The organism is Mycobacterium sp. NGS48 (assembly GCF_059812585.1).
Genome location: NZ_JCALCY010000012.1, coordinates 17,109 through 37,705, shown reverse-complemented (window position 1 = coordinate 37,705; position 20,597 = coordinate 17,109). Strand labels below are relative to the sequence as shown.

Genomic DNA, 20,597 nt, shown 5'->3' with positions numbered 1-20,597 from the left:
TCCTTCGCACTGGCGTTACGCTCGCGGGCCCAGGTCTACTTGATCAGCGGATCGCGGGGCATGCCGAGAATCCGCTCGGCGATCTGATTGCGGGTGACTTCGGACGTGCCGCCGGCGATGGCCATGCCGCGGGCACCCATCACCAGCCGGCTGACCAGCGCGCCTGGCCCATCACCTAGGGCGATTTCGGGCCCCAGCAGAGCTGCGGCGATGGCGCCGCCCTCGCCCATGTGCTCGGCCAGCGTGAGTTTGGTGATGTTGCCTTCGGGGCCGGGGCCTGCGCCTTCGATACTGCGGGCGGCGCGGCGCAGGTTCAGCAGCCGCAGTGCGTGTTCTTCGGCCAGGAAGGCGCCGACGCGAACGCTGGCCCCGGCCAAGCGATCTGCGTACTGCCCCGCCAGCTGCACCAACTGTCCGGCAAGGCCCGCATAGTACGAACCGCCGCCGCCGATGCTGACCCGCTCATTGCCCAACGTCGCGCGGGCTACGGTCCAGCCGGTGTTCGGCTCGCCGACGACGTCCTCGTCGGCGACAAACACGTCGTTGAAGAACACCTCGTTGAAATCCGAGCCGCCGGTGATCTGACGCAGCGGGCGGACCTCAACCCCGGGAGCCTTCATGTCGATGATCACCGTGGTGATGCCGGCGTGCTTGGACGCGTCGGGATCGGTGCGCACGGTGGCCAGGCCGCGACGGCAGTAGTGCGCGCCGCTGGTCCACACCTTCTGCCCGTTGATCTTCCAGCCGCCGTCGACGCGGGTGGCGCGGGTCTTGACCGCAGCCGCGTCCGACCCGGCATCGGGCTCGGAGAACAACTGACACCACACCTCGTCCTGGCGCAACGCCTTCTCGACGAATCTTTCGATCTGCGAAGGAGTTCCGTGCTGGATCAAGGTCAGGATGACCCAGCCGGTGATCGAGTAGTCCGGCCGCTTGATAGCCGCTGCGGTGAACTCCTCCTCGATCACCAGTTGCGCCACCGCATCCGCGGCGCGACCCCAAGGTTTGGGCCAATGCGGCATCACGTAGCCGGTGGCGATCAGCTTGTCGCGCTGCGCATCTGCGGCCAACGCAGCGATCTCGGCGGCGTCGGCACGGATCTGACCGCGCAGCTCTTCGGCTTCATCCGGCAGGTCCAGGCTGTTGGCCCGGGTAACACCGGCCGCGGTGCGATCGAAGACATCCTGCGCGGGTACGTCGCCGCCGAAAAGCGCGCGGGACGTCATCGCCCGGCGCAGATGCAGGTGCGCGTCATGCTCCCAGGTGAAACCGATTCCGCCGTGCACCTGAATGTTCAGTTCGGCGTTGCGCGCATAGGCCGGGAACGCCAGCGCCGCCGCGACCGCGGCGATCAACCGGAACTGCTCTTCGTCTTCGCCGGCCGCGCGGGAGGCATCCCACACCGCCGCCGTCGCCGACTCGGAACCCACCAGCATGTTCGCGCAGTGGTGCTTGACCGCTTGGAAAGTGGCGATGGTGCGGCCGAACTGCTGGCGCACCTTGGCGTAGTCGACCGCGGCGTCCAGGCAATCCGACGCCCCGCCGGCCGCCTCCGCCGCCAGCAGCGTCCGGGCCCGCGCCAGCAGCGATTCCCTTCCCGTCGACAGGATGTCGTCGTCGGTAACGCTGACGTTCTGCAGCTTGACCCGTCCCGAGCGCCGGGTGGGATCGAGGTTGTCGGGCACCTGGACCGATATGCCGTCGCGGCCGCGGTCCAGCACCAGCACGTCGTCGCCGACCGCGATCACCAACAGCTCGGCCAGCCCGGCGCCCAGCACGATTCCGGCGTCGCCGGTGGCGACTCCCCCGTCGACGGCGACCTCACCACCCAGTCCGATACCGGCGGTGACCGTGCCGTCGATCAGCCCCGGCAACAGCCGGCCCTTCTGCTCCGTGCTGCCTTCGTTGGCGATGACCGCTGAGGCGATGACGGTCGGCACGAACGGCCCGGGCGCCACTGCCCGGCCGAGTTCCTCGATCACCACCACCAATTCGGGCAATCCGTATCCCGAGCCGCCGTGCTCCTCGTCGATATGCAGGCCCAGCCAACCGAGTTCGACGAGGTCTTGCCAGAACGGCGGACGGGCCTCCTCGGGCGCATCGAGCAGCGACCGCGCCGCCCAACGGGCCTTCTGTGAGGTCAAAAACGCGCGGGCCACCTCGGCGAGTTCGCGATGGTCGTCGGTCAGTGCGATACCCATTCGAGGGCCCTCCTCGTCGTTGCAGGCGGTGCAAGAAGCGTACTCACAGGCGGTTTGACCGCGAAACAGAAGCCAGGGCTGTAGTCGAGGTCGCAATCACGACCGTGGCTTCTGTTTCGCGGGTTAATGGTTACGGCATCACTTCGGGGCGAAGCGCTGCCCGGCGTCCAGCCGCAGGCACTGGCCGTTGAGCATCGGGTTGTCGACGATGGCCGCGACCAGCTTGGCGTACTCATCGGGCCGGCCTAAGCGCTTCGGGAACGCCGCGTCTTTGGTCAGCGCGGTGGCGTACTCGTCCGGAATGCCCTTGGTCAGCCCGGTCGCGAACAGGCTCGGCGCGATCGCCAGCACCCGGATGCCCAGCGATCCGAGATCGCGCGCCATGGTCAGGCACATGCCCGCGATGCCCGCCTTGGCTGCGGTGTAGGCCACCTGCCCGATCTGGCCCTCGAACGCCGCGATCGACGCGGTGTTGACGATGACGCCGCGCTCTTCGTCCTCGGGTTCGTTTTTGCTCATGTGGCTCGCCGCCAACCGGCTGATGTTGAAGGTGGCGATGAGGTTGAGATCGATCACCGACTGAAAGGATTCGAGATCGTGCGGGCCGGACTTGGACATCGTCCGCTTGGCGATACCGCCGCCGGCCGTCGTCACGATCACGTGCAGACCGCCCAGCGCATCGACGGCGGTCTGCAACGTCTCTTCGGTGCCGGCAAAGTCGGTCACGTCCACCGGGTAGAACGTGCCGTTGATGGCGGTCGCGACGTCCTTGCCGTCCGAGCCTTCGCGGTCGAATACCGCGACGCTGGCCCCACGCTCGGCCAGCAGTTCGGCGGTGGCCCGTCCCATGCCCGAGGCGCCGCCGATGACGACCACCTTCTTGCCGTTGATCTCCATGCAAACCTCCGTGTTTGACAGCTCTTGTGTCCAGCACGTTATCGCGGCCGTGCGTGACGTTGTCGGCCAGGCGTGTAAAGCTGGGCTGTGCTGCTGATCGACGTGGCGGCCGCCTGGGTCGACGTGGGCGGCGCTTCTGCGCGGCGGGCCAAGATCACGCGGATCGCCGACCTGCTCATCCAGACAAAATCCGACCCGCAACCCGTCGCGATCGTGGTGTCCTGGCTTTCCGGCGAATTACCGCAGCGCCAGATCGGGGTGGGCTGGGCCAGCCTGCGTTCGCTGCCACCGGCCGCGACACACCCGAGTTTGACCGTGCGCGACGTCGACGCGGCGTTCTCGGCGATCGGCGCATTGTCCGGCACCGGCTCGCAGACCCGACGCGCAAAACACGTCGCCGCACTGTTCTCCGCCGCTACCGACACCGAGCAGTCGTTTCTGCGCCGACTGCTGACCGGTGAGCTGCGCCAAGGTGCACTGGCCGGAATCATGGTCGACGCGGTGGCGGCGGCGGGGCAGATCCCGGCGGCGGTGGTGCGCCGAGCCGCGATGCTGGGCGGGGATCTGCCCGCGGTAGCGGCGGCGGGCCTGGCCGGTGGCGCGGCCGCACTGGACGCGTTCACCCTGCAAGTGGGGCGGCCGGTCGGGCCGATGCTGGCCCAAACCGCGACCGGCGTCGGCCAAGCACTCGAAAAACTCGGTGGCACAGCTATTTTCGAGGCAAAGCTGGACGGCGCGCGAGTGCAGATCCACCGCGCCGGCGATCAGGTCACGGTCTACACCCGCAGTCTCGACGACATCACCGCCAGGCTCCCCGAGGTGGTCGAGGCGACGCTGGCGCTACCGGTCACCGACCTTATCGTCGACGGCGAGGCGATCGCACTGCGGCCGGACAACCGGCCGCAGCCCTTTCAGGTCACCGGGTCGCGCTTCGGCCGATCCGGCGATGTCGCGGCGGCCCGCGCCGCTGTGCCGCTGTCGGTGTTCTTCTTCGACGTGTTGCACTGCGACGGCGTCGACCTGCTCGACGCGCCGACCACCGACCGGTTGGCCGTCCTCGACGAGATCGCGCCTGCCCAAAACCAAGTCGATCGGCTGGTCACCGCCGCGCCGGCGGCCGCCGCCGACTTCCTGGCGGCGACGCTGGCCGCCGGCCACGAAGGGGTGATGGCCAAATCGTTGACGGCACCCTATGCGGCCGGCCGCCGCGGCGCAGGCTGGCTGAAGGTCAAGCCGGTGCACACCCTCGACCTGGTGGTGCTGGCCGTCGAATGGGGGTCGGGACGCCGCCGCGGCAAGCTGTCCAACATCCATCTCGGCGCGCGGGATCCGGCCGGCGGCTACGTGATGCTAGGCAAGACGTTCAAAGGCATGACCGACGCCATGCTGGACTGGCAGACCGCGCGGTTTACCGAACTGGCCGTCGGCGGCACAGACGGCTACCTGGTGCAATTGCACCCCGAGCAGGTGGTCGAGATCGCTTTCGACGGGCTGCAGCGCTCGTCGCGCTATCCCGGCGGCCTGGCGCTGCGGTTCGCCCGGGTGTTGCGCTACCGCCACGACAAGGGGCCGACCGACGCCGACACCATCGACACCGTGCGCGCCCTCTATGAGCAGCAGCACTAAGGCCGAACACTCGGCCGGAGGCACCGGGAAACAGCGCGTTTAGAGCAATCGACGCGCCGGTGACCAGATCCCCAGCAGAATGCGACTATGTAGGACGGCGAAACACCGGAAGGATTGCCCCCGGTGTCAGTAACGACCCCCGATTGAAAGGTCCAGGTGCTCACAGGCGAGAGGCAACCGGCCGCCGCGCGCGGTGCTGCCGTCACACCGCGCGAGCGGCGGCTCACCTTCATCCGACGCGCTGCAATCGCGGTATGGGCCGCCGTTGTGGTGTACCGGACGGTGACGGAGGGGCTCGCGTTCAACCGCGAACTGCTGCTGCTCTACATCGCCACCGGGCTGATCGCGGCAAGTATCGGTCGTCCCCGTCGGGCTTTTGCCGTCGTGCGCGACTGGCTGCCGTTCGCGCTTTTTCTGCTGCTGTATGACCTCAGCCGCCATGCGGCCACGTTCGTTGGGACGCCCACTCTTTGGCAGCCCCAAGTAGACGTGGACCGATGGATGTTCTTCGGGGTGGTGCCGACAGTGTGGCTGCAGGAACAGCTCAAGCTGGCCCAACCGCCGTGGTGGGAGGTGGTCATCAGCGCCGTCTACATGTCGTTTTTCATCCTGCCGTACGTGATCGCCGGGCTGTTGTGGCTGCGCAACCGAGACGACTGGGCAGCGTTCGCCCGCCGATTCATCGGGCTGTCGTTTGCCGCTCTGATCGTCTACGTGCTGGTGCCGTCGGCGCCGCCGTGGGCGGCCGCGCGCTGCACCGCCGACCAGATCGCCGACGGCCCATCCAACCCACGGTGCATGTTCCGAAGCCCCGCGGGGGTGCCCGACGGCGGGTTGCTGGGCCCCATGCGCACCAGCCACCACGGTGCCCACCCGTTTGTGGAACGGATCTCCAGCCGGGGCTGGGGCACGCTGCATTTGCACTCAGCGCGGGCCTTGCTCGACTCCGGGCAGGCCAGCGTGAACCTGGTGGCGGCCATCCCGTCGCTGCATGCCGCACTGTCGGCGATGATCGCGGTGTTTCTGTGGCGCCGCGTCCGGTCGTGGTGGCGTCCGCTGCTGGTGGCATACGTGCTGACGATGGCGTTCACGCTGGTGTATTCGGCCGAGCACTATGTGATCGACATCCTGCTGGGCTGGGCACTGGCCGCGATCGTATTGTGGGCGATCGGTCGTCTCGAGGCGCGCTGGCGGCGCCGACGCTCAGCTCGTGACGTCGTCGAGCCAGCCGGCGATCTTGGCGGCCGCCTCGCCGAAGAAGGTCTGATAGACCCGGTCGGCGACATAGCCGATATGGGGGGTGGCGACGACGGTGTCCAGCGAGCGCAGGGGGTGCCGGACCGGCAGCGGCTCGGCGTCGAAGACGTCGAGTCCGGCCCCGGCGAGCCGGTGGGAGCGCAACGCGTCGATCAGCGCCGTCTCGTCGACGATGGGTCCGCGCGAGGTGTTGACTAGCAGCGCGGTCGGTTTCATCAACGCCAGTTCGCCGGCGCCCACCAGACCGCGGCTGCGCTCGCTGAGCACCAGGTGGATGGTCAGCACGTCGGCGCGACGGAACAACTCCTCTTTGCCGACGTAGGTCGCCCCGGCGTGTTCGGCGGCGTCCGGCGTCAGGTTGGTGCTCCAGGCGATGACGTCCATACCGAATGCCGCGCCGACCCGCGCAACCCGGCTGCCGATCCGGCCCAGGCCCAGCACGCCCAACACAGTTCCGCCCAGTTGGCGACCGACTGAGGTCTGCCACCCGCCGCCGCGTACCGACACGGACTCGTCCACGATGCGGCGCGCGGCGGCAAGAATGAGCGCCCAGGTCAGCTCGACGGTGGATTCCAGGTATCCGCCGGTCGTGCTGACGTGGATGCCGCGCTCCGTGGCGGCCGCGACGTCGATGGCGGCGTTGAACGGACCGGTCGAGGCGATCATCTTCAGGTTCGGCAGCCGTTCGATGATGCTGCGCGGCAACGCGGTGCGCTCGCGCATCACGAACACCACGTCGAACGGGGCAAGCCGCTCAACCACGGCGTCGTGATCGGCCTGGTGATCGGTGAACACGGTGATGTCGGCGCGGGCGGCCACCTGCGACCAGTCGGCCATGCTCAGCGCGACGTTCTGGTAATCGTCGAGGATCGCGACCTTCATCGTGCCAATGTCGCATACCGCATCGCCGTTCCTTTAAGCGGAAAGTACAAATTGCCCCAACGCGGTCCGACGCTGACACACTGGCGGCGACACCGCGCACGGATGGGAGCCCCTTATGCCTGAGTACGACTACGAACGAATGAAGAAGGATGCCGAGCCCTTCATCAAGTTCGAGAAGGACGTCAAGAACCGGATCGCCTACATCACCTTCGACCGTCCCGATGCGCAGAACTCCACCACGCTTGGCATGCGGCAGAACTATGCCGACCTGATCCACAAATGCAATGTCGACGACGACGTCAAGGTTGTCGTGATCCGCGGCGAGGGAGAGGATTTCGGCAGCGGCGGCGACCTGCCCGAGCAGCGGGACATGCTGGAAAACCCCGGTATGCCACTGCTTCACGAGCTCGCGATCAACGACGACAACGTCAAGTACCCGCCGGGGGGCTCTTACCGCTATCTGTCCACCGTCACCGACTTCTACGCCAAGGCGCCGGCCGGCAACCGCCCGCTGCAGGAACTCCGCAAGATCAGCATCATCGAGGCCAAGGGCTACTGCTATGGCTGGCACTTCTATCAGGCCGGCGACGCCGACCTGGTCGTCTCCTCCGATGACGCCCTGTTCGGCCATCCGGCTTTTCGCTATGTGGGCTGGGGGCCGCGGCTGTGGTGGTGGGCGGAAACCATGGGTCTGCGGAAGTTTTCCGAAATGCTCTTCACCGGACGGCCTTTCAGTGCGAAGGAAATGTATGAGTGCGGGTTCATCAACAGCGTCGTGCCCCGCGAGAAGCTCGAAGAGGAAACGCTGAAGTATGCGATGGCCTGCTCGCGCTCTCGCCCCACGGACACGGTCGCGGTGCAGAAGACGTTCCTGGAGCTCTACAAGCAGCACAAAGGCGAGTACTTCGGCAGCCTGTTGACCGGCATGGTGGAAGGCATGCTGCCGCTGATTCAAAACGACCAGGACAACGAGGTCGACCTCACTGAGGGCACCTTCAACAAGGGCCTGAACAACGTCGTAAAGGACAACGACATGAATTTCCCGCCGGAGTGGCGGCTGAGTCGCTCGGGACGCAGCAAACCTTGATGGCGGGCGCGTGCATGTCGAGCTTTAGGGCGCGGTCCAGTGTTGGCCCGAGGCACCGCCTTCCGCGGGCTCGTTGACTCCGAATACGAAGGGCGCGAACACCACCTCGCGGCCGTCGGGATCACGGTAGGTGACCGCTCCGGTTGCCGCCCAGTACGGGTGCGACTCCACCGGCTGCATCCCCGCCGTCCGCAGGCGTTCCGTCGCTTCGCGTTGCGTCGCCGCGTCGGGAAAGTACAGGCACAGTTGCTCATGGTCGTCGACCGCGACAGGTTCGGTCGCTTCGACGATCTCGAAGGTGAGCGCCGACCCGGGTAGTCCGAATACCGCCCCGGTGCTGCCGTAGCTGTCGGCGAAGGTTGCCGATAACGGCAGCCCGACGAGGTCGCGGTAAAACTGGACGGTCGGTTCGAAATTGGCTGAGCGGCGCGCGATACGGATCGCGCCGATCGAGGCCAACTGGTGGGGCCAGGCCGAAGGTGGTTGTGGCTTCACGACGTTGACGCTATGACCTCAACTGCACTTCAGGTCAACTGCAGCGAGCCGAATTCCTCTACCGCGGCGAGCCTGCGATGACGGCATCGAGACTGCGGTGGCGGTCACGCCAAGTCGAAAAAGCACGCGCTGACCGCAGGCTCGATAGAGCCTGCCTCCTTTCACAGCTGTCCGCAGACGAACGCGGGTCCGCCTTTATGGTCTGGCCCACGCGTTTAGCGCAACCCTTGGATGCGGACCATGTTGCCGGCGGGATCACGGAGCGCGCAGTCGCGAACACCGTAGGGCTGCTCCGTCGGCTCCTGAACCACCTCGGCTTGGCCGTTTTTCAAGCCGGCCTGCAGCCGCTCGAAGGTGCCGTCGAGATCCTTGGTTGCCAAAAGCAGTGTGCCGTAGCTGCCCTTGGCCATCATCTCGGCGATGGTGCGACGCTCGTCGTCGGTGAGGCCGGGGGTGGCGGCCGGCGGGTACAGCACGATGGATGTGTCCTGCCCCGGTGGGCCAACCGTGATCCAGCGCATCGTGCCGCCTCCAACGTCAAGGCGAACCTCGAAGCCCAGAATGTCGCGGTAAAACGCCAGGGATTCTTCCGGGTCTTCGTGCGGGAGAAAGCTCGAGTGAATGGTGATGTCCATGGCGCTCACGCTAAGTGCAGGTTGGTGCTGGGCGCTTCTCGATTCCTGATCGGTTTGGTCACCTGCTTCTCCACGCATGACGGTAGCCCTGCCGTCGCACCGGCAGTCCGCTCCTGGTACGCACTGGGCGGCATCCCGACCAACTCGGTGAAGCGAGTACTGAAGGTGCCCAGCGAGGCGCAACCCACGGCGAAACAGACGTCGGTGACGCTCATGTCGCCACGGCGCAGCAGCGCCATGGCGCGCTCGATGCGCCGCGTCATCAGGTAGGAGTAGGGCGACTCGCCGTAGGCGATCTTGAATTGACGGGACAGGTGCCCGACCGACATGTTCACCCCACGGGCGAGCGCCTCGACGTCCAGCGCCTGCGCGTAGTCCCGGTCCATCCTGTCGCGGACGCGACGCAGCAGTTTGAAGTCGCGCAAGCGCTGCGGCGCCGGTCGGCTGGACACCTGCGAAATCGTGCCACGCCGCACGGGAGTTGCCCAGCATCGCCGGCGTGTCTGCTCGTCCCACGTGGTCAACTTGGGCGGCGGGACGGACGATCTGCGATAGCGCGCCGACTTGTCGCCGCCGGGACATCACGTTGTCGTCTTCGACACCCGCAGTGCCGCGATCGACTCCGTCGTGGCTGAGGGCGCCGACCTGCTGCGCAGTCCATTGGGGGGATACGCACCGCATCTCGGTACGCCGCTCCCGGGAAAGCGAGGTGGCGATCTATGAAGGCTAAAGAGTTCGACAAGCGGTTCGACGCCGGCGAGGACATGGCCGCCGCTTTGGATACCGCACGGGCGCGGCGGCCCGACGAGGAACACCGGCGCGTAAACGTCGACTTCCCAGCACGGATGGTCGCCGAACTCGACGCGAAGCCACCCGGCTCGGAGTCACTAACCAGTCACTCATCAAGGTCTGGATCGCCGAAAAACTCGACCACGGCGACCACAGCGCAGCCCGACCGAACCTGCGCTATCCGGCGTCTCGATTGTCTCGATAGTGATTGTTGGTGAGACACCCAGGGCCGCTTGACCATTCGCACCGAGAGATCGCTGGACGCGAGACAGGTCCGGATCACTCTTGCTTCTCAGCGCTGGCCGGCGCGGACAAACACCGCCGCCAGCGAATCGAGGGCGGCAGGCACTAACCGGTAGTACGCCCATTTGCCGCGCTGTGCTCGTTCCAGCAGACCGGCTTCCACCAGGACCTTGAGATGGTGTGACACCGTCGGCTGGGACAGTCCAACCGGGGCGGTCAAGTCGCACACACACGCCTCGGCGCCCTCATGGCCGGCGATCAGCGACACCAGTCGCAGCCGTGTCGGTTCGGCCAGCGCTTTGAGTACGGCGGCCAGCCGCTCTGCCGCCGCCGCGTCGAGCACCGCGCCGGTAATCGGGCTGCAACATGCGTTGAGATCGCTCACGAGCAGCGAGCCACCGCGCTCGGCTGAGGACGCCGTCGTCGCGGGCATGACCACAGTATGACAGACACATTGACAGACGTCGATGGATGGGGCACTCTTAGTCGCATAGACATCTGTCGATGGAAGGAGCATCAGAATGGCCGATACCGCGGACGGCGAGCTGCGCGACGAGGTCCGCGAACGCTACGGCGCTGCGGCCACCGCAATTACCAGCGGCGCCACCAACAGCGATGTGCTCACCGCAGCGAGCTGCTGCGGGTCGAGCGATTCGGTCGACGTCGGCACCATCTTCGGCGCGGGTCTCTACGACGCCGACGAGCACTCCCAGTTACCGGCCGAGGCCGTTGCGGCGAGCTTGGGTTGCGGTAACCCGACCGCGGTCGCCGAGTTGCACCCTGGCGAACGCGTACTCGACCTGGGCTCCGGCGGCGGGATCGACGTGCTGCTTTCGGCGCGCCGGGTGGGGCCGGAGGGGTTCGCTTATGGCGTCGATATGACCGACGAGATGCTCGCACTGGCCGAGGCGAACAAGACCAAGGCCGGCGCCACCAATGTCGAGTTCCACAAGGGCACCATCGAAGACATCCCGCTGCCCGATGGCGCTGTCGACGTGGTGATCTCCAACTGTGTGATCAACCTGTCGGCCGACAAGTCGGCGGTGCTCACCGAGATGTTCCGCGTGCTAGTTCCCGGTGGGCGGATTGGGATCTCCGATGTCGTCGCCGAAGACCACCTCAGCGCCGCTCAACGGGCCGAGCGCGGCTCCTACGTCGGTTGCATTGCCGGAGCGCTGTCCCAGCAGGAGTACCTCGACGGGCTGGCCGCAGCCGGATTCACCGATGCATCAGTCACATTCACCCACGAAGTCGCCGAAGGGATGCATGGCGCGATCATCCGTGCGACTAAGCCAGCCACATAGAGCTAAATCGCGCCACCACGCCGGAACCATACTTTACGTTGACCCTTCCCGCGCGAAGCGCCGAACTCGACCGCGAAGCCACCCGGCTCGGAATCACCCCAGTCACTCATCAAGGTCTGGATCGCCGAAAAACTCGACCACGGCGACCACACCGCAGCCTGACCGAATCCCAACGTGATCGGCGTGGCGCCGCACAGGGGATCAGTCCGGCCGTCGTGGCGAGGCCCGTTCCCACCAGTTGATGGTTTCACCGTCGGCGGTCATCCGATCGAGGACGTGCGCGATCATCTCGATGTGTGCGCCACCACCAGCAGACCAACAGGCCTGGTTGGCGAGTTCGCGCCACGCGTCTTCGGCCACACGAAACGGACCGAGTCGACGCGGCGGGGGCGGCTGCCACGTGTCGGGCGCCGCGCGCCGGTTGTCGTCCGAAATCGACCCCGCGAACAAAACCAGCTAATGCGATAAAAACCCGCCCTATGCAGGTAGAAGCTGGTTTTCACATTGTGGAGCTAAGGGGACTCGAACCCCTGACCCCCACACTGCCAGTGTGGTGCGCTACCAGCTGCGCCATAGCCCCATGGTGTGCCCATCGAAGCTACACCACCGCCAACTCGGCTTCAAAGTCGCTGATCACGCCGGTCAGGCCGGACAGTCACTGCTATGCAGTCCGTATGGCACGGCCTCGACCAGCGTGACCGACACCATGGCACCGCTGGGCACCCGATAGCTGCGCTGCTCGCCGCGGCGGGCGCCGGTGATCGCGGTCCCCAGCGGTGACTGGGCGGAGTAGATCTCCATATCGCCGTGCTCGGCGCCGCGAGCCCCGAGCAGGAATGTCTCGGTCTCGCCGGTGTCGTCGTAGCGGACGGTCAGCACCATGCCCGGCTCGGCAACCCCGTCGTCGGGCGGATCTTCGCCGACGACGGCATATTGCAGCAGATCGTGGATCTGCCGGACGCGCGCCCGGCGCGCGCGCCGTTCGTCCAGATCGAGCGTGTCGTCGACATGCGGCCCCAATAATGCGGCCAGCTCGGCCTCGAGCCGATCGCGGGTTTCCGGTGTCATCCACACACCTTCTGAACTGGACATGTAATGCCTCCTAGAAATCGGATAGTTAACGCGTGGGGTGGAACTGAAGGAATTGGATTCTTAACGCGTGGGATCGAACTCACGCAGGGCGACGGACTGCTTGCCGGTGGTGATCTGCTCGGTCAGCAACCGGCCGGTCACCGGGCCGTGGGTCATGCCCCACATGCCGTGCCCGCCGGCAACGTAGATCCCGTGGGTTACCTGCCCCACCAGCGGACGACCGTCGGGGCTCAGCGGACGTGGACCGACCCACACCTCACTGCGCTGCTCCCAGCAGACGCCGTCGAGGTAGGGGCGCGCCGCGTCGACGATGGCGTCGGCCCGCGCCTCGGACGCCGGCGCGTCGGGATCGCGCAGCTCCATCGTCCCGGTGACCCGCAGCTTCCCGTTCAACGGTGTACACGCCACCCGCGCATCGGGCAGGTGCACCGGGCAGGGAACCGGGCGTTCCACCGGCACCGTGAACGAATAACCGCGCCCGGCATACACCGGAACCCGCACCCAACGGCTCACCAACGGCGACAACCAAGCGCCGGCCGCGATCACCGCCACGTCGGCGCTGAGTACCGGACCGCTGCGGGTATGCACGACGACGCCGTCCCTGGCGGTCTCCACATCGGCGACCTCGGCGGTGTGCAGCGTCGCTCCTCGTTCGACGACCGAGCGGCCCAGCGCCTGTACGAACCGGCCGGGGTCGACGAAACGCTGGCCGTTGACGCGCACACCGGCGCCGGCCGCATCGGATGCCAGCGGCACCTGCTCGCGCAACGCCGCACCGGTCAGTTCCGTGGTGGAAACAGGCTGGCCGGCCTCTTGAAAGCGGCGCAATTCCGCCAACAGGTGTTCGGCGTCATGAGACGTCCGAAACAGCGCGGTCACCGGCGCATCGGTGATCGGCGCATCGACACCGTTGGAAACCAGTACGTCGTAGGCCTCGATGCACTCCTCGCTCAGCGCCAGGTTGGCCCGCACCGCCCGAGTCCATGACGCGCTGCGGCAGTTGGCCGCAAACCGCATCAAAAAACGCCACAGCGCCGGATCGGTGGACGGTGGAATGCGCACGGGGGCAGATGGCTTCAGCAGCGAACGCAAGGCGTATCGCAACGTGTGCGGCTCGTTGAGCGGCATGGTCAGTGCCGGTGCGATATATCCGGCGTTGCCCCACGAGGCGCCTGCGGCCACACCGAAACGATCGACGACCGTGACGTCCACACCGCGCTCTTGCAGAAACCAGGCCGTGGACAACCCGACGACGCCAGCGCCCACCACGACCGCCGACCGCGGACCTCCATCACCTATCACGTTATCCATGGTGGCGCGGATACCCGCTACCTGGTTTGCCGGAATCCGACAACGGCGTAGTCAGTGTTTGTCGGCTTCCGACACAACGGCCGGTTCATCGTCGCTGGAGGCCAGCTCGATCGTCATCGCCAGCCGCTTACCGGGGTCGTCCAGGCCGAGGTTGGTGACTTCCGCCATCCGGCGCAGCCGGTAACGCACGGTGTTTTCGTGCACGCCCAACCGCTCGCCGGCTTGCGCCAGGTCACCCTGCGCCGCCAGCCACGCCCGCAGCGTGGCCACGTACTGCGTTGCGTGTTCACGGTCGTGGCGGCGCAGTTCCGCCACCGGCCCACGTGCCGGTGCCCGTCCCGCGCCCGCCGCCGTGCGCAGCCGTTGCAGCAGGATCTCGTCCCAGGATTCGTCGTAGGCCGGTGGCGCGCCGTCCGGGCGTACCTCGTGCAGCGCCAGGCATTCGTCGGCCTCTTGGCGCGCGGCGGCCAGTTCGTCAGCCGACGCGACGGCGCTGATCCCGGCGACCACACTGGCCTGCGGCGGCAGCACCGCCTTTAAGTCGCTCACCCAGCGGCGCGCGTCGGCCGCCGATTCGCCCGGCAGCAGCGTGTACACCGTGCTGGCGGCCAGCGCGCTGCGACCGGGCCGCGACCAGCCGAAGCCAGTGGTGGCGCGTTCGAAGGCCTGCAACAGGGCGGCATGCGACTCGGACGGCAGATGCGCGTGCACCGCGATCACCCGCAGCGGCGCCTGCGGCAAGCCCAGCCGACTGGCTACTGTCACCGCGTCGGCGGTGCCCTCCAGCAACCCCGTCACCGACTGCGACTCCACCTGACGTTCCAGATCGGCGCTCGCGCGGGAGCGCAGCACATGCAGCGCGACGGTCCGCGCACCGTCGGTCAGCGCGGTCAGCCGGGCCGCGACAAGCGGCTCGGGGCAGGCCACCCAAACCGCACCGAGCAACTCCCGACCGACCCGTACCGCCACCACCATCCGGCCGGTCAATCCGTGCTCGTCGTCTGCGGCGACGAACAGCGGCTCGTCGGACGCCGCCAAATGCGCGTACACGCCGCGTCGTTCGAGCAGGGCGGCTAACCGATCCGGCATCTGGCGGGTCAGAATCGTTTCGGCGCGTGCCTGATCGGCGTGCTGCTGTTGCCGCGAATAGGCCAGCACCCGGGCCAGCCCGTCTTGGATGGTGACCGCGCCGCCGACCGCGTCAGCCAGGTTGTCGGCCAGCGCGAACAAATCGGTTGGGCCACGGCCTGATTCGGTCTCGCGACCTTCGAGCACCAAGCCGTAGACCACCGCGGCCAGTTCGCTCCAGGGCAATGCCTCGTCGATCACCATCACCGCGACCGCCTCCCCCTCGCCGACGAACGCGGTTTTGTCGTCGCCGCCACGGACCAGTACGGCCACGGCATGCGCCGACATCGCCCATCGCACAGCTTCTTTCACCGAGCCGGCACCGATGGCCAACAGCACGTCGCCGACGACGGCGCGACCGGCAACCGTCTCGTGCATCACCACGCTGCTCAATTCCGTCGATCGCGGCACCGAACAAAAGCGCAGCTGAACGCCATACGTGCCCAGCACGTTCAACAAACGGTCCAAAGTGACCATGACCGCAGCGTAACCGGGGGTCAGCCGGACGGGTGTGCGCTCACGCCGCGTCCGGTGCGCCCTCCAACCCCAGCACCGCCGGCGCCACCACCGGCCGGGTCTCCGGCGCCACCACCCAGCCGACCGCGGCGGCCAGCAAGATCACCCCGCTGACCACAAAACCCCACCCGAAACTTACCCGCTCGGCGATCTGACCGACCGCCACCGAACCCACAATCGCGCCCAGGTCGGCCATCATCTGAAACGTCGCCACCGCGGTGCCCGCCCGCGCCGTGCCGCCCAGAATGTCGGCGACTGCAGCCTGCTGCGGCGAGGTGAACATGCCCGAGGCCGCACCCGCCAGATACGCCGCGACCAAAAACAGCGACACCGACGTCGAGGCTCCGACCCACATGGTCGTCACCCCCGACACCGCAAGTCCGGCGATCAACAGGCCGCGCCGGCCGATCCGGTCGGACAGATAGCCGCTGGGCAGCACGGCGACAACATTGCCGATCGCAAACGTCGCCAGCGCCAAACCGGTCATCCGCGGACCGCGGCCCAATACCTCCGAGACGAACAACGGCACCAACGCGATCCGCAGCCCGAACACCGACCAGCCCGTCGCGAAATTCGACACCAGCGCAGAGCGGTAGGCGCGATGCCGCAACGCGGTCCGCAGCGTCACCGTTGGTTCGGTCTCATCGGCACGAGCGGCCAGCGTGGAACGGCGCAGGCTGGCGAACACCACTACCGCAGCCGCCAGCAGGGCCGCCCCGTAGATGAGGAACGGCGCGCTCAGCCCAAAGCCCGCAGTGAGACCACCCACCACCGGGCCGCCGACCGAGCCGGCCAGAAAGCCGGTGGAGAACAGGCCGGCGATCCGCCCCCGCGCGTCATCGGGACTGATCCGAATCATCAGTCCCAGTGCGGAGATGAAGAACATCGTCGACCCGATCCCGCCGAGCGCGCGGAACACCAGCAACTGCCAGTAGGACTGGGCAAAGGCGCACGCGCCGGTCGACACTGCGACGACCAGCAGGCCGGCGACGTAGATTCGCCGCTCCCCCAGCCGCTGCACCATCAGGCCGGTGACCGGCGCAAAAAACAGCCGGGTCAGCGAGACGACGGTGATGACGAAGGTCGCCGCGCTGATGCTGACTCCGAAGGTGCGGGCGTAGGCGGGCAGCACCGGAGACACCACGCCGTAGCCGACGGCGATCATCACGTTCGCCGAAATCAGTGCCCACGCTTCCCGTGGCAGCGGCGTTTGAGCGCGCCGGGCAACGAGGGTCACCCGATGATTTTACCGACCACGTCCTGAGCCACCCGCTGAACCTCGGCTAAATGCTCCGCGCCCCGGAAGGATTCGGCGTAGATCTTATACACATCCTCGGTGCCCGACGGACGTGCAGCAAACCACGCGTTTTCGGTTGTCACCTTCAGGCCACCCAATGGAGCGTTGTTGCCAGGAGCGGCGGTTAACTTTGCTGTGATCTCTTCGCCGGCCAGTTCGGTGGCGCTTACCTCGTCTGCCGATAGTTTAGCTAACCTTGCTTTCTGCTGGCGGTCGGCGGGCGCGTCGACCCGCGCATAGGTCGGCGCACCGTATTTGCCGGCCAACTCCCGGTAGCGCTGCGACGGTGTCTCCTCGGTGACGGCCAGGATCTCGGCGGCCAGCAACGCAAGGATGATGCCGTCCTTGTCGGTGGTCCACACCGATCCGTCGCGGCGCAGAAACGACGCGCCCGCTGATTCTTCGCCGCCGAAACCGATCGTGGCCTCCAGTAGGCCGTCGACGAACCATTTGAAGCCCACCGGCACCTCGACCAGCCGCCGGCCGATGCCGTCCACCACCCGGTCGATGATCGACGAGCTGACCGCGGTCTTACCGACGGCGATGCTGGCCGCCCAGGCAGGTCGATGCGTGTAGAGGTAGTCGATGGCCACCGCCAGGTAGTGGTTGGGATTCAGCAACCCTTCGTCGGGAGTGACGATGCCGTGCCGGTCGGCGTCGGCGTCGTTGCCGGTGGCCAGGGCATAGTCGTCGCGGTTGGCGATCAGCCCAGCCATCGCATCCGGCGAGCTGCAATCCATCCGGATCTTGCCGTCGGTGTCGAGTGTCATGAACCGCCACGTCGCATCGACCAGCGGATTGACCACGGTCAGATCGAGGTTGTGCCGTTCGGCGATCACGCCCCAGTAGTCCACGCTGGCCCCGCCAAGCGGATCGGCCCCAATCCGCACCCCCGCCTTTCGGATGGCGTCGATGTTCACCACGCTGGGCAGATCGTCGACGTAGGCATCGAGGTAGTCGTGGCGCCAGGTGCTGCGCAGCGCGCGGGCCAACGGTGTCCGCTTCACCGCGGCACCGCCCTCGCGCAGAATCTCGTTGGCGCGCTTGGCGATTGCGTTGGTGACGTCGCTGTCGGCGGGGCCGCCGTGCGGCGGGTTGTACTTGAAGCCGCCGTCGCGGGGCGGGTTGTGCGACGGGGTGACAACGATCCCGTCGGCCAGCCCGTCGGCGCGGCCACGGTTGTAGTTGAGGATGGCGTGGCTGATGGCCGGGGTCGGCGTGTATCGATCGGCCGAGTCGATCATCGCAGTTACGTCGTTGGCGGCCAGCACCTCCAACGCCGACACCCAGGCCGGCTCGGAAAGAGCGTGGGTGTCGCGGCCGATGAACAGCGGGCCCGTCGTGCCCGCGGCGGCGCGGTACTCGACGATGGCCTGGGTGATGGCCAGGATGTGAGGTTCGTTGAACGCGCCGTCCAGTGCAGAGCCGCGGTGGCCCGACGTGCCGAAGCTCACCTGCTGCCCCACGTCATCCGGGTCGGGTTGCCGCGTGTAATACGCGGTGACCAGGTGAGGGAGATCGACAAGGTCTTCGGGCTCGGCCGGCTGACCGGCGCGTGGATTGGCCGCCATGACACCAATTCTGCCGATGCCCCGCATACGCTGCTGGGATGCCAGGTCGCGACTACCGGGAGTTGGCCGCTGTCTTCGTCGGAGGTGCGGTGGGCGCGGCGGCACGGGCGGGCCTGAACAGCCTGGCCGCGCCGGATCCGACGCGCTGGCCGTGGCAGACGTTCGTCGCCAACATCGTCGGCGCCTTTTTGGTCGGCTATTTCACCACCCGGCTGCTGGAGCGGCTGCCGCTGTCGAGCTACCGCCGTCCGCTGCTGGGCACCGGGCTGTGCGGCGGGCTGACCACCTTCTCCACCATGCAGGTCGAGACGCTGGGGATGATCGAACACCAGCAATACGGCTTGGCGGTCGGCTACACCGTCGCCAGCATCACCCTCGGCTTGCTGGCGGTGTACCTCGCGACCGCCGCGGTACGACGGGTGCGAGTGCGCTGATGCTCATCTGGGTTGGCGTGCTCGCCGCCGGGGGTGCCGGCTCGGTGCTGCGATTTGTGGTCGACGGCGCGGTGGCCCGCCGGGCGGCCCGGGCGTTTCCGTTGGGGACGCTGACCGTCAACATCAGCGGCGCCGCACTGCTGGGCTTCCTCGGCGGCCTCGCGTTGAGCAGACACGCCACGCTGCTCGTCGACACCGCGTTCATCGGTTCCTACACCACGTTTTCCACCTGGATGCTGGAAACCCAACGGCTCGGCGAAGAGCGCCAGATCTGGCCCGCCGCAGGCAATATCGTCGTCAGCATGGTGCTGGGCCTGGCCGCAGCGCTACTCGGCCAATGGATCGCGGGCCGGCTATGAACGACTCCTACCTGAAGCTGACGACTTACTTCGGCGAACGCCAGCGTGCCGCCAACGATGCGGCACAGCACGGATTCCTGGCCGATGCGATGCTCAACCTCTTCGGCGAACACGAAGTCGCGACCAGCGTGATGCTGCGCGGCATCGCCAGCTTCGGCCCGCGGCACGTGCTGCGCACCGACGCATCGCTGAGCCTGTCGGAGGACCCACCGGTGACGGTCGCCGCGGTCGATCTCGAGTCGAAGATCAGCGAACTGGTCGACGACGTGATCGCGATGACCGGCCGCGGCCTGATGACCCTGGAACGCGCCCAGTTGGTGCGCGCAGACGCGGCCTCCGACCCACACGACACCAGCAAGCTCACCGTCTATGTCGGACGCCAGGAGCGCATCGGCGGGCTGCCGGCCTACCGCACCGTGTGCGATCTGCTGCATCGGCATGGTTTCGCTGGTGCCGCAGTATTTCTCGGTGTCGACGGCACCGCGCACGGCGAGCGCTACCGCGCCCGGTTTTTCAGCCGCAACGTCAATGTTCCGCTGATGATCATCTCCATCGGAAGCGCAGCGCAGGTGTCGGCGGCGGCCGCCGAGCTCAGCGCCGTCATGCCCCATCCGCTGTTGACCGTCGAACGGGTGCGGTTGTGCAAACGCGACGGCCAGGCGTTGGCCCGGCCGCATCGTCTGCCGACGACCGACGAGCACGGGCGGGCGGTCTGGCAGAAGCTGATGGTGCACACCAGCGAGGCCACCGGACACGGCGGTCTGCCCATTCACCGCGCGCTGGTCCGCCGGCTGCTCGACTCGGGGATGGCCCGCGGTGCGACCGTGCTTCGTGGCATCTGGGGCTTCCACGGCGACCATGAACCCCACGGAGACAAGCTGTTTCAGCTGGTGCGACGGGTACCGGTGGTCACGATTATCGTGGACACCCCGGAGTGGATCGCGCGCAGCTTCGACATCGTCGACGAGCTGACCGTCGAGCACGGCATGGTCACCAGCGAGATGGTGCCGGCGGTGCTGTCGATCGACGAATCGGGTCGGCGCGGGGATACCCAGCTGGCGCGATTCGATTACTAGAGCAGCTTGGCCAGGACCGCGGCCTGGCTGCCGTCCAGCTCACGGGTGGCGGTCACCAGCGTGACCGTCCCGCGTTTGGTCAGCTTGCGCAGCTCGTCCAGCGCCTCGCTGCCGTGAAGCTCTTTTTTGTAGCGTTTGGCGAACTCGTCGAAACGCTCGGGCTTGTGGTCGTACCACTCACGTAGCTCTTTCGACGGCGCGACGTCCTTGTGCCAGGTGCCCACCCGCGGATCTTCCTTGCGGAATCCTCGCGGCCACACCCGATCTACCAGGATGCGTTGGCCATCATCGTCGCCGGGGTCGTCATAGACCCGAGCCACCTTGACTCGGCTTTTGGCCATAAGGCCAGGGTAGTCCTCGTCGCCGATCCGTTCAGCCGCACGGCGTTTAACCGCCG

General features: G+C 67.0%; 20 protein-coding genes, 1 tRNA gene and 2 pseudogenes. 8 read left to right on the top strand and 15 right to left on the bottom strand.

Going from position 1 to position 20,597, the window contains the following annotated elements; all coding sequences use genetic code 11:
* Window positions 1-35: 35 nt before the first annotated feature.
* Together AC5Y42_RS18450 and AC5Y42_RS18445 are read right to left on the bottom strand one after the other, a co-directional pair.
* A complete protein-coding gene (locus AC5Y42_RS18450; protein ID WP_499900035.1) occupies window positions 36-2,201 on the bottom strand; it encodes an acyl-CoA dehydrogenase family protein in 2,166 nt (721 codons plus the stop codon).
* Between the two features lie 138 nt (window positions 2,202-2,339).
* Entirely contained in the window at window positions 2,340-3,098 is a 759-nt protein-coding gene (locus AC5Y42_RS18445) for an SDR family NAD(P)-dependent oxidoreductase (protein WP_499900034.1), read from the bottom strand.
* An 87-nt stretch (window positions 3,099-3,185) separates the two neighbouring features.
* Between AC5Y42_RS18445 and AC5Y42_RS18440 the strand changes: the two genes are divergently transcribed.
* Together AC5Y42_RS18440 and AC5Y42_RS18435 are read left to right on the top strand one after the other, a co-directional pair.
* Entirely contained in the window at window positions 3,186-4,724 is a 1,539-nt protein-coding gene (locus AC5Y42_RS18440) for an ATP-dependent DNA ligase (RefSeq protein WP_499900033.1), read from the top strand.
* Window positions 4,725-5,225: 501 nt separating this feature from the next.
* Window positions 5,226-5,843: pseudogene (locus AC5Y42_RS18435) on the top strand (phosphatase PAP2 family protein); the annotation flags it as partial.
* A gap of 84 nt (window positions 5,844-5,927) precedes the next feature.
* Here the strand turns inward: AC5Y42_RS18435 and AC5Y42_RS18430 are convergent.
* The gene (locus AC5Y42_RS18430; protein WP_499900032.1) at window positions 5,928-6,863 is read right to left on the bottom strand and encodes a D-2-hydroxyacid dehydrogenase family protein; all 936 of its coding nucleotides are present in this window, start codon (window positions 6,861-6,863) and stop codon (window positions 5,928-5,930) included.
* Between the two features lie 115 nt (window positions 6,864-6,978).
* On the opposite strand from AC5Y42_RS18430, the gene AC5Y42_RS18425 reads away from it, so the two are divergent.
* The gene (locus AC5Y42_RS18425) at window positions 6,979-7,950 is read left to right on the top strand and encodes an enoyl-CoA hydratase/isomerase family protein (RefSeq protein ID WP_499900031.1); all 972 of its coding nucleotides are present in this window, start codon (window positions 6,979-6,981) and stop codon (window positions 7,948-7,950) included.
* 24 nt (window positions 7,951-7,974) lie between these two features.
* Here the strand turns inward: AC5Y42_RS18425 and AC5Y42_RS18420 are convergent, their stop codons facing one another.
* The 3 genes from AC5Y42_RS18420 to AC5Y42_RS18410 all read right to left on the bottom strand — a co-directional run bounded on the left by AC5Y42_RS18420 (window position 7,975) and on the right by AC5Y42_RS18410 (window position 9,532).
* The gene (locus AC5Y42_RS18420) at window positions 7,975-8,445 is read right to left on the bottom strand and encodes a VOC family protein (RefSeq protein ID WP_499900030.1); all 471 of its coding nucleotides are present in this window, start codon (window positions 8,443-8,445) and stop codon (window positions 7,975-7,977) included.
* Window positions 8,446-8,660: 215 nt separating this feature from the next.
* Window positions 8,661-9,080, bottom strand: a complete 420-nt coding sequence (locus AC5Y42_RS18415) for a VOC family protein (protein ID WP_499900029.1) — start codon at window positions 9,078-9,080, stop codon at window positions 8,661-8,663.
* 5 nt (window positions 9,081-9,085) lie between these two features.
* Window positions 9,086-9,532 (bottom strand): helix-turn-helix transcriptional regulator, encoded by a 447-nt coding sequence (locus AC5Y42_RS18410; RefSeq protein ID WP_499900028.1) that lies wholly within the window; start codon window positions 9,530-9,532, stop codon window positions 9,086-9,088.
* Window positions 9,533-9,799: 267 nt separating this feature from the next.
* Here AC5Y42_RS18410 and brnA point away from each other — a divergent pair, with 267 nt between their 5' ends.
* Window positions 9,800-10,087, top strand: coding sequence for a type II toxin-antitoxin system BrnA family antitoxin (gene brnA, locus AC5Y42_RS18405; protein ID WP_499900027.1), 288 nt, complete (start codon window positions 9,800-9,802; stop codon window positions 10,085-10,087).
* Between the two features lie 74 nt (window positions 10,088-10,161).
* Here brnA and AC5Y42_RS18400 read toward each other — a convergent pair whose 3' ends face one another.
* The gene (locus AC5Y42_RS18400; protein WP_499900026.1) at window positions 10,162-10,545 is read right to left on the bottom strand and encodes an ArsR/SmtB family transcription factor; all 384 of its coding nucleotides are present in this window, start codon (window positions 10,543-10,545) and stop codon (window positions 10,162-10,164) included.
* 88 nt (window positions 10,546-10,633) lie between these two features.
* Here AC5Y42_RS18400 and arsM point away from each other — a divergent pair, with 88 nt between their 5' ends.
* Window positions 10,634-11,416, top strand: a complete 783-nt coding sequence (gene arsM, locus AC5Y42_RS18395) for an arsenite methyltransferase (RefSeq protein ID WP_499900025.1) — start codon at window positions 10,634-10,636, stop codon at window positions 11,414-11,416.
* A 321-nt stretch (window positions 11,417-11,737) separates the two neighbouring features.
* On the opposite strand, the pseudogene AC5Y42_RS18390 reads toward arsM, so the two are convergent.
* The 7 genes and pseudogenes from AC5Y42_RS18390 to pgm form a co-directional block, all read right to left on the bottom strand.
* A pseudogene (locus tag AC5Y42_RS18390) lies at window positions 11,738-11,836 on the bottom strand (antitoxin); the annotation flags it as partial.
* A gap of 87 nt (window positions 11,837-11,923) precedes the next feature.
* Window positions 11,924-11,996 (bottom strand) — tRNA-Ala (locus AC5Y42_RS18385).
* Between the two features lie 62 nt (window positions 11,997-12,058).
* Window positions 12,059-12,508 (bottom strand): GreA/GreB family elongation factor, encoded by a 450-nt coding sequence (locus AC5Y42_RS18380; RefSeq protein WP_499900024.1) that lies wholly within the window; start codon window positions 12,506-12,508, stop codon window positions 12,059-12,061.
* A 60-nt stretch (window positions 12,509-12,568) separates the two neighbouring features.
* Window positions 12,569-13,819 carry an NAD(P)/FAD-dependent oxidoreductase gene (locus tag AC5Y42_RS18375; protein WP_499900023.1) on the bottom strand — a complete coding sequence of 417 codons (1,251 nt, stop codon included), beginning with the start codon at window positions 13,817-13,819 and terminating at the stop codon, window positions 12,569-12,571.
* 51 nt (window positions 13,820-13,870) lie between these two features.
* The gene (locus AC5Y42_RS18370; RefSeq protein ID WP_499900022.1) at window positions 13,871-15,424 is read right to left on the bottom strand and encodes a PucR family transcriptional regulator; all 1,554 of its coding nucleotides are present in this window, start codon (window positions 15,422-15,424) and stop codon (window positions 13,871-13,873) included.
* A gap of 40 nt (window positions 15,425-15,464) precedes the next feature.
* Window positions 15,465-16,700, bottom strand: coding sequence for an MFS transporter (locus tag AC5Y42_RS18365; RefSeq protein WP_499900021.1), 1,236 nt, complete (start codon window positions 16,698-16,700; stop codon window positions 15,465-15,467).
* Complete coding sequence (gene pgm / locus AC5Y42_RS18360) at window positions 16,697-18,331, bottom strand: phosphoglucomutase (alpha-D-glucose-1,6-bisphosphate-dependent) (protein ID WP_499900020.1); 1,635 nt, start codon at window positions 18,329-18,331, stop codon at window positions 16,697-16,699. The genes AC5Y42_RS18365 and pgm overlap by 4 nt, the downstream gene beginning before the upstream one ends.
* Before the next feature lie 38 nt (window positions 18,332-18,369).
* Between pgm and crcB (AC5Y42_RS18355) the strand changes: the two genes are divergently transcribed.
* From crcB (AC5Y42_RS18355) to AC5Y42_RS18345, 3 genes are read left to right on the top strand one after another with little or no spacing between them, the layout of a single operon-like run.
* Window positions 18,370-18,765 (top strand): fluoride efflux transporter CrcB, encoded by a 396-nt coding sequence (crcB, locus tag AC5Y42_RS18355; protein ID WP_499900019.1) that lies wholly within the window; start codon window positions 18,370-18,372, stop codon window positions 18,763-18,765.
* Window positions 18,765-19,124, top strand: a complete 360-nt coding sequence (gene crcB / locus AC5Y42_RS18350) for a fluoride efflux transporter CrcB (RefSeq protein WP_499900018.1) — start codon at window positions 18,765-18,767, stop codon at window positions 19,122-19,124. The genes crcB (AC5Y42_RS18355) and crcB (AC5Y42_RS18350) overlap by 1 nt, the downstream gene beginning before the upstream one ends.
* Window positions 19,121-20,200, top strand: coding sequence for a DUF190 domain-containing protein (locus tag AC5Y42_RS18345; protein WP_499900017.1), 1,080 nt, complete (start codon window positions 19,121-19,123; stop codon window positions 20,198-20,200). The genes crcB (AC5Y42_RS18350) and AC5Y42_RS18345 overlap by 4 nt, the downstream gene beginning before the upstream one ends.
* On the opposite strand, the gene AC5Y42_RS18340 is transcribed toward AC5Y42_RS18345, so the two are convergent.
* Window positions 20,197-20,541: a DUF488 domain-containing protein gene (locus AC5Y42_RS18340; RefSeq protein WP_499900016.1), complete on the bottom strand. Its 345-nt coding sequence runs from the start codon at window positions 20,539-20,541 to the stop codon at window positions 20,197-20,199. The two genes, AC5Y42_RS18345 and AC5Y42_RS18340, sit on opposite strands and share 4 nt — an antisense overlap.
* Window positions 20,542-20,597 lie beyond the last annotated feature (56 nt).

Excerpts from the sequence above, each read along its gene's own strand:
- AC5Y42_RS18450 (WP_499900035.1), bottom strand. The coding sequence starts at position 2,201 with ATGGGTATCGCACTGACCGACGACCATCGCGAACTCGCCGAGGTGGCC.
- crcB (WP_499900018.1), top strand. The coding sequence starts at position 18,765 with ATGCTCATCTGGGTTGGCGTGCTCGCCGCCGGGGGTGCCGGCTCGGTG.
- brnA (WP_499900027.1), top strand. The coding sequence starts at position 9,800 with ATGAAGGCTAAAGAGTTCGACAAGCGGTTCGACGCCGGCGAGGACATG.
- AC5Y42_RS18415 (WP_499900029.1), bottom strand. The coding sequence starts at position 9,080 with ATGGACATCACCATTCACTCGAGCTTTCTCCCGCACGAAGACCCGGAA.
- pgm (WP_499900020.1), bottom strand. The coding sequence starts at position 18,331 with ATGGCGGCCAATCCACGCGCCGGTCAGCCGGCCGAGCCCGAAGACCTT.
- AC5Y42_RS18425 (WP_499900031.1), top strand. The coding sequence starts at position 6,979 with ATGCCTGAGTACGACTACGAACGAATGAAGAAGGATGCCGAGCCCTTC.
- AC5Y42_RS18370 (WP_499900022.1), bottom strand. The coding sequence starts at position 15,424 with ATGGTCACTTTGGACCGTTTGTTGAACGTGCTGGGCACGTATGGCGTT.
- AC5Y42_RS18375 (WP_499900023.1), bottom strand. The coding sequence starts at position 13,819 with ATGGATAACGTGATAGGTGATGGAGGTCCGCGGTCGGCGGTCGTGGTG.
- crcB (WP_499900019.1), top strand. The coding sequence starts at position 18,370 with ATGCCAGGTCGCGACTACCGGGAGTTGGCCGCTGTCTTCGTCGGAGGT.
- AC5Y42_RS18345 (WP_499900017.1), top strand. The coding sequence starts at position 19,121 with ATGAACGACTCCTACCTGAAGCTGACGACTTACTTCGGCGAACGCCAG.
- AC5Y42_RS18340 (WP_499900016.1), bottom strand. The coding sequence starts at position 20,541 with ATGGCCAAAAGCCGAGTCAAGGTGGCTCGGGTCTATGACGACCCCGGC.
- AC5Y42_RS18400 (WP_499900026.1), bottom strand. The coding sequence starts at position 10,545 with ATGCCCGCGACGACGGCGTCCTCAGCCGAGCGCGGTGGCTCGCTGCTC.
- AC5Y42_RS18380 (WP_499900024.1), bottom strand. The coding sequence starts at position 12,508 with ATGTCCAGTTCAGAAGGTGTGTGGATGACACCGGAAACCCGCGATCGG.
- arsM (WP_499900025.1), top strand. The coding sequence starts at position 10,634 with ATGGCCGATACCGCGGACGGCGAGCTGCGCGACGAGGTCCGCGAACGC.
- AC5Y42_RS18430 (WP_499900032.1), bottom strand. The coding sequence starts at position 6,863 with ATGAAGGTCGCGATCCTCGACGATTACCAGAACGTCGCGCTGAGCATG.
- AC5Y42_RS18445 (WP_499900034.1), bottom strand. The coding sequence starts at position 3,098 with ATGGAGATCAACGGCAAGAAGGTGGTCGTCATCGGCGGCGCCTCGGGC.